Annotated in this window: 11 protein-coding genes; 1 reads left to right on the top strand and 10 read right to left on the bottom strand. The window is 70.1% G+C overall.

The genetic code is table 11. The annotated features are described in order from the left end of the window. Nucleotides 1-8: 8 nt before the first annotated feature. The 7 genes from uvrC to rpe form a co-directional block, all read right to left on the bottom strand. Nucleotides 9-2,207, bottom strand: coding sequence for an excinuclease ABC subunit UvrC (gene uvrC, locus G4H71_RS21010; RefSeq protein WP_072738270.1), 2,199 nt, complete (start codon nt 2,205-2,207; stop codon nt 9-11). Nucleotides 2,208-2,325: 118 nt separating this feature from the next. Beyond that, complete coding sequence (locus tag G4H71_RS21005; protein WP_072738184.1) at nt 2,326-2,784, bottom strand: PH domain-containing protein; 459 nt, start codon at nt 2,782-2,784, stop codon at nt 2,326-2,328. Then, nucleotides 2,781-3,278 carry a 6,7-dimethyl-8-ribityllumazine synthase gene (gene ribH / locus G4H71_RS21000; RefSeq protein ID WP_072738183.1) on the bottom strand — a complete coding sequence of 166 codons (498 nt, stop codon included), beginning with the start codon at nt 3,276-3,278 and terminating at the stop codon, nt 2,781-2,783. Before ribH ends, G4H71_RS21005 begins: the two co-directional genes overlap by 4 nt. Beyond that, the gene (locus tag G4H71_RS20995) at nt 3,275-4,528 is read right to left on the bottom strand and encodes a bifunctional 3,4-dihydroxy-2-butanone-4-phosphate synthase/GTP cyclohydrolase II (RefSeq protein WP_072738182.1); all 1,254 of its coding nucleotides are present in this window, start codon (nt 4,526-4,528) and stop codon (nt 3,275-3,277) included. Before G4H71_RS20995 ends, ribH begins: the two co-directional genes overlap by 4 nt. Nucleotides 4,529-4,661: 133 nt before the next feature. Then, nucleotides 4,662-5,270, bottom strand: a complete 609-nt coding sequence (locus tag G4H71_RS20990) for a riboflavin synthase (protein WP_072738181.1) — start codon at nt 5,268-5,270, stop codon at nt 4,662-4,664. An 11-nt stretch (nt 5,271-5,281) separates the two neighbouring features. Continuing rightward, nucleotides 5,282-6,370 (bottom strand): bifunctional diaminohydroxyphosphoribosylaminopyrimidine deaminase/5-amino-6-(5-phosphoribosylamino)uracil reductase RibD, encoded by a 1,089-nt coding sequence (ribD, locus tag G4H71_RS20985; protein WP_083343124.1) that lies wholly within the window; start codon nt 6,368-6,370, stop codon nt 5,282-5,284. A gap of 68 nt (nt 6,371-6,438) precedes the next feature. Continuing rightward, on the bottom strand, nt 6,439-7,122 hold the full coding sequence (rpe, locus tag G4H71_RS20980; protein WP_072738269.1) for a ribulose-phosphate 3-epimerase: 684 nt from the start codon (nt 7,120-7,122) through the stop codon (nt 6,439-6,441). Nucleotides 7,123-7,368: 246 nt separating this feature from the next. On the opposite strand from rpe, the gene G4H71_RS20975 reads away from it, so the two are divergent. Then, entirely contained in the window at nt 7,369-8,514 is a 1,146-nt protein-coding gene (locus tag G4H71_RS20975) for a magnesium and cobalt transport protein CorA (protein ID WP_072738180.1), read from the top strand. 21 nt (nt 8,515-8,535) lie between these two features. Here G4H71_RS20975 and G4H71_RS20970 read toward each other — a convergent pair whose 3' ends face one another. From G4H71_RS20970 to G4H71_RS20960, 3 genes are all read right to left on the bottom strand, one after another. Continuing rightward, nucleotides 8,536-9,999 carry an RsmB/NOP family class I SAM-dependent RNA methyltransferase gene (locus G4H71_RS20970; RefSeq protein ID WP_072738179.1) on the bottom strand — a complete coding sequence of 488 codons (1,464 nt, stop codon included), beginning with the start codon at nt 9,997-9,999 and terminating at the stop codon, nt 8,536-8,538. Then, on the bottom strand, nt 9,996-10,916 hold the full coding sequence (gene fmt, locus G4H71_RS20965) for a methionyl-tRNA formyltransferase (RefSeq protein ID WP_072738178.1): 921 nt from the start codon (nt 10,914-10,916) through the stop codon (nt 9,996-9,998). The genes G4H71_RS20970 and fmt overlap by 4 nt, the downstream gene beginning before the upstream one ends. A 164-nt stretch (nt 10,917-11,080) precedes the next feature. Further along, nucleotides 11,081-11,905 carry a transglutaminase-like domain-containing protein gene (locus G4H71_RS20960; protein WP_072738268.1) on the bottom strand — a complete coding sequence of 275 codons (825 nt, stop codon included), beginning with the start codon at nt 11,903-11,905 and terminating at the stop codon, nt 11,081-11,083. Nucleotides 11,906-11,952 lie beyond the last annotated feature (47 nt).

Raw genomic sequence — 11,952 nt, 5'->3', positions numbered from 1 at the left:
CTGATCGTTCACTCGACTGCCTGCCCTGCCTTCCGGTGTCTCGCTTCGGGCCCGGGATCCGGACCCGACTCATCATCCCCCACACCGGACGGTGGTGCAGCCGGTTGCGGGGCAGTCGGTGGCTGGGCAGTCGGTGGCTGGGCGGTCGGCAACGGGGCGTCGGTGCCCACACCGAGCGCCTCCAGGACGGCCTTCGCCGTCGCGACCCCGACACCGGGCACCTCGGTGATCTCCGCGACGGACGCTTCCTTGATCTTCGCCACGGATCCGAAGTGGGTGACGAGTGCCGTACGCCGGGCCTCGCCGAGCCCGCGGACGCCGTCGAGTGCCGACGCCGTCATCCGCCGGGAACGTTTGCTGCGGTGGAAGGTGATCGCGAACCGGTGTGCCTCGTCCCGGATCCGCTGCAACAGATACAGCGATTCGCTGGTGCGCGGCAGGATCACGGGATCCTCCTCCCCCGGAACCCACACCTCCTCGAGTCGCTTCGCCAACCCGACGACAGCGACATCGGTGACCTCGAGTTCGTCGAGGACCGCAGCGGCCGCGGCCACCTGCGGAGCCCCACCGTCGACGACGTACAGGTTCGGTGGATAGGCGAACCGCCGCGGTCGCCCGGTCTTCGGATCGATCGCCGCCTCCGGCGCCAGATCCCCGCCGTCACCGTGGTCTGCTGCCGTGAGGGTCTCCGGTTCCTCGTCGTGCGCGGCACGCATCGCCACCAGGTCCCGGTTGTGCCGCAGGAAGCGACGGCGGGTGACCTCGGCGATGCTCCCGACGTCGTCGGAGCGGCCTTCGCCGGCCGCTTCGCGGATGATGTAGTGGCGGTAGTCCGACTTGCGCGGGAGCCCGTCCTCGAACACCACCAGCGAGGCGACGACGTCGGTGCCCTGGACATGGCTGATGTCCACACATTCGATCCGCAACGGCGCCGCATCCAGGTCGAGCGCCTCCTGGATGCCCTGCAACGCGGCCGATCGTGATGTGAAGTCGCCGGCCCGGCGCAGCTTGTGCTGGGTGAGCGATTCGGCGGCATTCCGCTGCACCGTCTCCGCGAGCGCCTTCTTGTCTCCACGCTGCGGCACTCGCAGCCGCACCGCGGACCCTCGCAGTGTCGCGAGGAACTCGCCGATCTCCTCCGGGTCCGGCGGCAGGACCGGCACCAGCACTTCCCGCGGCACCCCGTTGGATCCGTCGGAGCCGTCCACCGACGCCGCCGACAACGCCGCCTGCTCCCCGTAGAACTGGGTGAGGAACTGCTCGACCAGCAGCGGCAGATCGGACTCGTCCCCGGCGACGGAGCCCGCCGGGGCCCGCTCGATCACGTCCCCCGCCTTCTCCACGACCCAGCCCCGCTGGCCCCGCACCCGTCCACCACGGACGTGGAAGACCTGCACCGCCGCCTCGAGTTCGTCGGTGGCGAACGCCACGATGTCCGCGTCCGTGCCGTCCCCGAGGACGACCGCCTGCTTCTCGAGCGCGCGCCGCAGCGCCTGGACGTCGTCACGGAGCCGCGCGGCCGTCTCGAAGTCGAGATCCTCGGCCGCGTCCTGCATCCGGTTCTCCAACTCGCGCACCAGACGGTCCGTCTTGCCGGACAGGAAGTCGCAGAAGTCCTCGACGATCTGCCGGTGTTCGAGGGCGGACACCCGGCCGATGCACGGCGCCGAGCACTTGTCGATGTAGCCGAGGAGGCAGGGCCGGTCCATCTGCGTGTGCCGCTTGAAGACCCCCGCCGAGCAGGTGCGGGCCGGGAACACGCGCAGCAACAGATCGAGCGTCTCGCGTATCGCCCACGCGTGCGCATAGGGGCCGAAGTACCGGACCCCTTTACGGCGGGGACCCCGATAGACGAACAGGCGCGGAAACTCTTCCGCGAGTGTCACCGCCAGCACCGGATAGGTCTTGTCGTCCCGGTACCGGACGTTGAACCGGGGATCGAACTCCTTGATCCAGTTGTATTCGAGTTGCAGGGCCTCGACCTCGGTGGTGACGACCGTCCACTCGACGCTGCCGGCCGTGGTGACCATCTGTCGCGTGCGGGGATGCAGATTCGACAGATCCGCGAAGTAGGACGTCAGGCGGGACCGGAGGTTCTTGGCCTTGCCGACGTAGACGACCCGGCCGTGCGGGTCGCGGAACTTGTACACCCCGGGATCGGTCGGAATGCTGCCGGCCGGGGGGCGGTAGGTCGAGGGATCGGGCACCACTCCACGGTAGCCGGGGCCACCGACCGACTCGTCCACCGGCGGCCGCCCGTCGCGCGGCGAGCCGGACCGCGCGGGGCGAGGGTCACCGGCCGTCGGGCCGAGTACTGCGCCCCCGTCAGGCCGAGTACTGTGCTTCGGCCTCGCGGAACCTGCGTACGGCGTCGACGGCGTGGTCGCGGTCGTTCGCCTGGATGGCCATGACCGGGACGAACTCGTCGTCGGGGAGCTCGATCCGGGCCCACGACGCGCCGTCGGGGAAGGACATTCCCTCCGCGAGCTCCCACTCGATGATGCGCTCGGAGATCACGTTCCGTACGGCGATGCCCTCGCGGGACACCCGCAGCCGGGGTCGAGTGAGCAGCAGGACCAGGCAGGCGAGGAACAGGCCGATACCGGCCATCGCCAACTGGTCGGCGAGCCGGAAGTACACCCCGGTGGACTCTCGGGCCAGGGTGATCGCGAGACCGACGTGCACCACGATCAACACCGCCGCCGTCGCCATCGCGTACCGGGCGGTACGGCGGGGTCGCGCGATCAGCTCCCAGGACGTGTCCGCGGACGGAGCGCCGCTCATCGGAACGACTCCTCGGTCCAGGGTTGCCGCAGATGCCGCAACGTGACCGCCGTGTCGAGTGCGGCGGCGCACGCCTGCGCGCCCTTGTCCTCGCTCGACCCGGGCAGTCCGGCGCGGTCACGCGCCTGCTCCTCGGTGTCGGTGGTGAGGACGCCGTTGCCGACCGGGGTGCCCTCGTCGAGAGCCACCCGGGTCAACCCGGCGGTCACCGCATCGCAGACGTACTCGAAGTGCGGTGTCCCGCCGCGGATGACGACACCGAGCGCCACGACCGCGTCGTGGGTGCGGGCGAGGGCCTGCACCACGACGGGAAGTTCGATCGCACCGGCGACCCGGACCACGGTGACGTCCTCGAGCCGGGCCTCGTCGGCGACCCGCCGGGCCCCGGCGAGCAGTGCCTCCGAGATCTCGGGATGCCACCGTCCCGCCACGACGGCGAGCTTGAGGTCCTTGGCCTCGGCGATCTGCAGATCGGGCAGTCCTTCACCACTCACTGTGCTTCTCCCGCCTCGTACTCGTCGAGACCGATCAGGTCGTGGCCCATCCGGTCGCGCTTGGTGCGCAGATAGGTCAGGTTCTCGGCATTGGCGCGCAGCGGCATCGACACCCGCTCGGTGATCTGGAGGCCGTAGCCGTCGAGCCCGACCCGCTTGGCGGGGTTGTTGGTGAGCAGGCGCATCGACGTGACACCGAGATCCACCAGGATCTGCGCGCCGGTTCCGTAGTCGCGGGCGTCCGCGGGCAACCCGAGTTCGAGGTTCGCGTCGACCGTGTCGGAGCCGGAATCCTGCAGCTGGTACGCCTGCAGCTTGTGCATGAGCCCGATCCCCCGCCCCTCGTGACCGCGCATGTAGAGCACCACACCGCGGCCCTCCTGGGCGACCATCTCGAGTGCGGCATCCAGCTGGGGTCCGCAGTCGCAGCGCAACGACCCGAAGACGTCACCGGTGAGGCACTCCGAGTGGACCCGGACCAGGACGTCCGATCCGTCGCCGTCGGGGCCGGCGAGGTCGCCACGCACGAGAGCCACGTGCTCGACACCGTCGTAGATGCTCCGGTAACCGACAGCGGTGAACTCTCCGTGCTTCGTGGGAATCCGCGCCTGCGCCACCCGCTCGACCTGCTTCTCGTGCTTGCGCCGCCACGCGATGAGATCCGCGATCGAGATCAGCGCGAGTCCGTGATCGTCGGCGAAGACACGCAGCTCATCGGTCTGCGCCATCGAGCCCTCGTCCTTCTGGCTGACGATCTCGCAGATCACGCCGGCCGGACGCAGGTCCGCCATCCGGGCCAGGTCCACGGCCGCCTCGGTGTGCCCGGGCCGCCGCAGGACCCCGCCTTCCTTGGCCCGCAGGGGAACCACGTGGCCGGGCCGGGTGAAGTCCTGGGCGCCGGTGGTCGGGTCGGCGAGCTGGCGCATCGTGGTGGCCCGGTCGGATGCGGAGATCCCGGTACCGATGCCCTCCCGGGCATCGACCGTCACCGTGTACGCAGTGCCGTGCTTGTCCTGGTTCGTCGCGTACATCGGAGGAAGTCCGAGACGATCACAGTCGGCGCCGTCCAGCGGCACACACAGGTATCCGGAGGTGTAGCGCACCATGAACGCCACCAGTTCCGGCGTGGCCTTCTCGGCCGCGAAGATCAGGTCGCCCTCGTTCTCGCGATCCTCGTCGTCCACCACGACGACTGCCTTACCCGCAGCGATATCGGCGATGGCGCGCTCGATGCTGTCGAACCTGGTCACCTGCTCAACTCCCACGTCTTCACTCGTGCCCCTCGTTCCTCGCGTGGTTTCGGGCGCACCCTCCGGGTGCTCACGCTCGGGCAAGGATGCCTTTCAACAGTACGACCTCGCAGTTCGCGGGTCGCGGACAGGGCTAACGTGCGGCGGTCTGCAAGCGCTCCACGTACTTGGCGATCACGTCCACCTCGAGATTGACCGGGGTGCCCACCGCGGCCTTTCCGAGCGTGGTCAGGTCCAGGGTGGTGGGGATCAGGGAGATCTCGAAGAACTCGTTGCCGGGTTCGCCACCGAGTGCCGAGACCGTCAGCGACACCCCGTCGACGGTGATCGAGCCCTTCTCCACCACGTAGCGGGCGATCGCCGCAGGCAGCGAGATCCGCACGACCTCCCAGTTCTCCGACGGCGTGCGCGCGAGAACCTCGCCGGTGCCGTCGACGTGCCCCTGCACGATGTGCCCGCCGAGACGACTGTTCACGGCCGCCGCGCGCTCGAGATTGACGCGGCTTCCCGCCGCGAGAGCCTGCAAGCTCGACCGGTCGAGGGTCTCCTGCATCACATCGGCGGTGAAGGCGCCGCCGTCCAGGACGTCGACGACGGTCAAGCACACCCCGTTGACCGCGATCGAGTCACCGTGGCGGGCGTCGGAGGTGACGAGCGGACCGCGCACGGTGAACCGGTAGGAGTCCGCCAGGTCGTCCTTCGCGACGATCTCCCCGAGTTCCTCGACGATTCCTGTGAACATTGCATCCACTCCTATTCTGCTTCGGTGGCCGGCGAGGCCGTGCCCACCGAATTGTCCGTGCCAGGTGAGTTGTCCGTACCAGGCGAGCTGTCCGTACCCGCCGAGGCAGGCGACACGTCCGGCCCGACCAGGGTCAACAACACATCGGGGCCGATTGTTTCCACGCTTTCGGTGTGGAACCGGTGGGCGTCGGCGATGGTCCCGACCCCGGCGTCGACGAGCGCCGGGCTCCCGGCACCGAGAACGATCGGCGCGAGGTAGGCCTGGATCCGGTCCACGCGCCCGGCGGCGAGGAATGCCCCGGCCAACCGCGGCCCACCCTCGAGCAGGACGTCGGTGTAGCCGTCGAGGGCCGCCATCACCTCACCGACGTCGCGGGTCGGCAGCACGAGGGTCGGCGCGGAATCGTCGAGCACGCGAGCCTCCGCCGGGATCTCCCGGGTACCGACGACCACCCGCAGTGGTTGATGCGCGGCGAGCGACCCGTCCGGCATCCGGGCGGTCAGCCAGGGGTCGTCCGCAAACACCGTTCCGGTACCGACGACGATCGCGTCGAGTTTCGCGCGCTCGGCATGCACCCGGGCACGTGCCCGGGGGCCGGTGATCCACTGGCTCGTACCGTCCGCGGCCGCGCTTCGACCGTCCAGGGTCGCAGCGTACTTCCAGGTCACGTGGGGCCGGCCGGTGCGCTGCCGGTGGAGCCATGCCCGCAGGGATCCGCGTTCGACCTCCTCGGCGCGTACTCCCCCCAACACTCGGACGCCGGCCTGCTCGAGGGTGCGGGCGCCCCCGGCCGCCTCGGGATTCGGGTCGCCGACCGCGTAGAAGACCCGGCGAATACCCGCATCGATCAGCGCCTGCGAGCACGGTGGGGTACGACCGTGGTGGTTGCAGGGCTCGAGCGTGACCACCGCCGTCCCACCCCGTGCCGCCGAACCGGCCTCGCGCAGCGCGACGACCTCGGCATGTGGGCCGCCGGGAGGCTGGGTCATACCCACTCCGGCGATGGTGCCGCGGGCGTCGAGGACGACGGCACCCACCGGAGGATTCGGGGTCGTATAGCCGCGGGCCGATTCCGAGGCACCGATCGCGATCTGCATCGCGGCGTCGATCTGGGCCGCAGCCTCAGCTGCCTCGGCCGCCTTCTTGTCGGACACCGGTTCGGCGCTCAGTGGGCGGGCGTCAAGTGTGGGGACGCCTTCCCGGCCTGGTCCCGCAGTGCCTGCACCGCCGCGGCAGGATCCTGCGCCCCGTACACCGCCGATCCGGCGACGAAGCAGTCGACTCCCGCCTCCGCCGCGGCCTCGATGGTGTCGGCGTTGATTCCGCCGTCGATCTCGACGAGCAGGGTCAGGTCGCCGGAATCGACCAGCCGGCGGATCAGCCGCGCCTTCCCGAGCACGTCGGGGATGAACGACTGGCCGCCGAACCCGGGCTCGACGCTCATGATCAGCAGCGTGTCGAAGTCCCGCAGGATCTCCAGGTACGGCTCGATCGGAGTCCCCGGCTTGACACTGAGACCCGCCTTGCCGCCCGCCGCCCGAATGTCCCGGGCGACCGCACGCGGATCGTCGGTCGCCTCGGCGTGGAAGGTGACGTTGTGGGCGCCCGCCTCGGCGTACGGCGGTGCCCACCGTCCCGGATTCTCGATCATCAGGTGACAGTCGAGCGGGATGTCCGTGGCCTTCAGCAGGCTCTCCACGACGGGCAGACCGAGCGTGAGATTCGGCACGAAATGCGCATCCATCACATCGACATGCAGCCATTCCGCGCCCGCGACGGCGTCGGCTTCGTCGGCGAGATGCGCGAAATCGGCGGAGAGGATGGACGGAGCGATCATCGGGTGAGCCACCCCGCCGAGTCTAGTCGGCGAACCGCTCACCGATGCCCGCACGTCCGCCGAACGGGACGCGCGCTCGCCGACGTCCCCGAGACCGAGAGGACGGCGGTCGACGACGGCCCGCCGATGCCGACGACTCGCCACCGCACCGGCAAGCCCGACCCCATCGGTCGTCCTCCGATGCAGAATGAGGAGGCTCGTGGAGATGCGGGGCCCGTCGGTCGTCGACACGCGGCACGTGCGAAGGGACGGTGGGAGATGGCTCGAGGACCACGCGACGTATCGGACCTGTTCCGTGACAAAGTGTTCCGGCGACGAGCCGACGGCGCGGAGACGCCTGCCCCCGGATCGACGCGGCGAACCCGCTACGTCGAGGGTGGTCGTCTCTCCCCTACGCCGATCGATGCGACGGTCGCCGAGACCCTGCGATTCGCAGGCGACCGCTCCGACCGCACTGCCCTGCTCCTGTATCCGACGCCGTCACACACCGATGTGGAGGAACTGGCCGAGGCGTGGCGGCTGCACCCGGTCCTCACCGAGGATCTGCTCCACGCAGGTCAGCGCCCCAAGATCGAACGCTACGGGGACGTCCTCTTCCTCGTCGTGCGCTCGGCCTGGTACGTCGACGAGACCGAGGACGTCGACTTCGCCGAGTTCCACGTCCTGGTTCGCCCCCATGCGGTGGCAGTGCTCTGTCAGGACGGACGATGGATCGACGGCACCGACGCCAGGGCTTTCACACCAGACGAATCCGGCCCAGACGAATCCGACCCGGAAGACTCGAGTGGCGTCGATCGCGGCGACCACACTCTGCTCGACGACGCGCGCCTCCTGGAACTGGGACCGGAGGCAGTCGTCTACCGCCTCCTCGACGCGATCGTGGACGGATACCGCCCCGTTCTCCGTGGCCTGGAGATCGACAAGGAACAGATCGAGCGACAGGTCTTCCGGGGCGAGGCAGCAGTGGCCGAACGCATCTACCGCCTGAGCGAGGAAGTGATCGACCTCCGCCAGGCGACGACCTCGCTGACCGACGTGTTGCAGGCACTGCGAAGGGGATTCGACCGATACGACATCCCGGAGCCGCTCCAGACGTACCTCCAGGATGTCGCCGACCATCTGACCCGGGTCAACGCCCAGGTCACCGAACTCCGCGATTCGCTCTCCCAGATCCTCGCCGTGAACGCGACCCTGGTCGCGCAACGTCAGAACGAGGACATGAAGAAGATCTCCGGCTGGGCGGCGATCCTCTTCGCACCCACGCTCGTCGGCGCCGTCTACGGGATGAACTTCGACAACATGCCGGAGTTGCACTGGGCCTTCGGCTACCCGATGGCCGTCGGCGCGATGGCCGGCCTCGCCCTCGGGCTGTACGTGGTGTTCAAACACAACAAGTGGATGTGAGACGGATCGGGAGCGGCTCGCTCAGTCCCCGCGTTTGCGCAGCGCGGCCAGGAACATCGCGTCGGTACCGTGCCGGTGAGGCCACAACTGGACGCCGACCGACCCACCGCCGAGGTTCGGCACGTCCGGCACGTAGCGGCCGGTGTCGAGTTCCTCGACCTCGAAGCGGCGCACCGCATCCGCAACGACGGCGGTCGTCTCGGACAGGTGCGGGGAGCAGGTCGAGTAGAGGACGACGCCCCCTGGCCGCAACAGTCCGATCGCCGACGCCAACAGTTCCCGCTGCAGCGTGACGAGCCCGGCGACATCGGACGGGGTACGGCGCCATCGCGACTCGGGCCGCCGGCGCAAAGCACCGAGACCGGTGCAGGGAGCGTCGACGAGTATCCGGTCGTAGCCGCCGGCCAGTCCGGGGTCGCGGCCGTCCGCGACGTGCACGTCGACCGGAAGCTCGCGGGTGGTCTTGCGGACCAGGTCGGCACGATGCTCCACCGGCTCCACCGCGTCCAGTCGACCCCCTTCGATGCCCACCAGCGCGCCGAGCAGCGCGGCCTTGCCGCCGGGCCCGGCGCACAGATCCAGCCAGCGCCCGCCGTCCGGCCCCTCCAACTCGGCGAGGGTCAGGGCCCGGGCCACCAGTTGGCTGCCCTCGTCCTGCACCGCGGCCAGCCCCTCCCGCACCGGTTCGAGCGATCCCGGGTCGCCGCTGTCCAGATACACGGCGTAGGGCGAGTAACGGCCGATGTCGCCCCCGGTGATCAACGACAGTTCCTCGGCGGAGATCTCCCCGGGCCGGGCCACGAGATGCACCGTCGGGCGGGTGTCGTCTGCTTCGAGAAGCGCTTCGAGCTCCCCCGCGTCGGGGCCGAGCGCGTCCGCGAATGCCTGCGCTATCCAGGTGGGGTGGGCGTACCCGAATGCCAGGCGTCCGACCGGGTCCGAAGGAGCGAGAGCGTCGATCCATTCCTGCTGCGATCGTTCGGACACCCGGCGCAGGACGGCGTTGACGAATCCGGCCTTGCCGGGGCCGGATTCGGCCCTGGCGATGTCGACGGAGGTTGCCACTGCGGCGTGCGGAGCGACCCGGGTGCGCAACAGCTGGTAGGAGCCGAGGCGCAGGACGTCGAGCAGCGGGCCGTCGATCTCCTCGACAGGTCGGCCGGCGGCGTGCGCGATCACCGCGTCGAGGAGGCCCTGCGCCCGGGCCGCCCCGTAGGCGAGTTCGGTTGCCAGCGCAGCGTCCCTGCCGTCGATACGGCGCTCCCGCAGCAGACCGGGGAGTACCAGGTTGGCGTACGCGTCGCGTTCGCGGACCGCGCGGAGCACGTCTCGGGCCGCCAGCCGCGGCTGGTCCAGCGACGCCAGCGCCGGATCCGGTCGACGGGCCTGCCGGGGCCGGGTGTTGCGACCCTGCTGTCCGGGGCGGTTGGTGCCCCGACGGCCTCGGCCGCCGCCCCCACCCTGGGATCCTCCGTTGTCGCTCATCGTGCGGTCACCGCCTCGTCGAGTCGTGCTCCCCGCGCCCAGTCGACCGCGTTCATCGCCTTCTTCCCCTGCGGCTGCACCTCGCGCAGCGCGACCGCCGTCGAACCCGTCCCGACGAGGACCCGCTTCTTCTCCACGACCACGCGACCGGGGGGCAGGGAGTCGTCCGAGTGCCCGACCGGGCCGACCTTGACCCGCAGGTCGCCGAACATGGTCCATGCTCCCGGCGCGGGTGTCACCGAACGGATCTCACGATCGACGACGTGAGCGGGCAGGTCCCAGCGGATCCGGGCGGCATCGACGGTGACCTTGGGCGCGTAGGACACGCCCTCGTCCGGCTGGGGTACGGCAGTGACACTGCCGTCCTCCAGCCCGTCGAGCACCGATTCGAGGAGCACCGCCCCACCCTCGGCGAGCCGACCCAGCAGGGCGCCCGCGGTGTCGTCGGAGGCGATGCGCTCGGTGACCACCCCGTAGACAGGGCCCGTATCGAGGCCCGCCTCGAGCCGGAACGCGCTGGCCCCGGTCATCTCGTCCCCGGCGGCGAGCGCCGCCTGCACGGGCGCTGCGCCGCGCCACGCCGGCAGCAGCGAGAAGTGCAGGTTGACCCAGCCCAGACGTGGGATGTCGAGGACCGGCGGGGGAAGCAGTGCCCCGTAGGCGACGATCGGGCAGCAGTCCGGGGCCAGCGCGGTGAGCCGCGCGGTGAAGTCCGGATCGGACGGACGTGCGGGGGTGAGAACCTCGATGCCGTGCTCGTCGGCCAGTTGTCCGACCGGCGACCGGGAGACCTTCCGGCCGCGTCCCGCTACCGCGTCCGGCCGCGTGACGACGGCGACCACCTCGTGACGCGAACGCAGCAGACGTTCCAGCGCGGGTATCGCGGGGGCGGGGGTACCGGCGAAAACGATGCGCATGTCAGACGCTCTCCCACCGGAGTGGACGAGCCGGGACGGTACTCACGTGCAATGCTCCCAATCCGGGCGGCTTCGCCCAGGTTCGTCCTCGCGCGGTCGCGCCAGGTGCGTGTCAGACCGTTCAGTCTAGACGGCGACGCGGGGCGGCCCGGCTACCCGGCGGATCAGGAGATCGACACCGGTTCCGACAGGTCGTCGGCGGGCAACGGCCCGTCGACCACGGCCGTGACCGTGGTGTCGCCGAGTGTGACGGCGCCACCGTGGTTGTCGAGGAACGCGGTGTCCGCGGCGTCCCGCCCGGTGGCGATGCGCACCAGTGTCGAGCGCGGCGCCAGGCAGGTTGCGTCGACCACCCGCCACACGCCGCCGACCAGCGCCTCCGCGACCGCGTGGAAGTCCATCGGTTCGCATCCTGGGGCATAGACCGCGACGAGTCGGGCCGGAACGCCGAGTGCGCGCAACATCGCGACCACCAGGTGCGAGTAGTCGCGACAGACGCCCGCACCTGCGAGCAGGGTGTCGACCGCGCCGTCGATCGGATCACTACTGCCCGGGACGTAGCTCAATCGGGCACCCACCCAGGAGGCTACGTTCTCGAGCAACTTCTCGGAGGCTCCGGAAGCAGCGGTATCGGCGAGGTCGCCGAACTCGGCCGCCGCGAATCCGAAGAACTTGTCCGCCTCCGCATATCTGCTGGGCCGCAGGTACACCGACGTGTCGTAGTCGGTCACCGGCGCGGGGACAGCTCGACCACGCAGGGTGGCCGAGTAGTCGGCGCGGAGGCTGCCCACCCCCGCCCCGAGGACGTGGATGCGGGTTCCGTGCGCACCCCGCACCTCCCTGGCCTGCACCGGAGCGCCGTCCAGGCGGAAGGACAGCGACTCCTCGAGTTGTACCCCGGGGTGCTCGGCGACGGCGATCTGGAACTCGAGCGTCGTGGCAGCGGTGACGTCGATGTCGAGGTGCGCGGAAACGTCGCGGGTGAGCACCCGGTCATCATCTCCCGCTTCGGCCGACACCGCACGGCGAGCACAGG

Origin of the sequence: Rhodococcus triatomae (assembly GCF_014217785.1) — a bacterium.
In the GTDB taxonomy this organism is placed as follows: Bacteria; Actinomycetota; Actinomycetes; order Mycobacteriales; family Mycobacteriaceae; genus Rhodococcus_F; species Rhodococcus_F triatomae.
The sequence above is the reverse complement of the archived record's forward strand: the minus strand, read 5'-3'. Positions and strand labels throughout refer to the sequence as shown.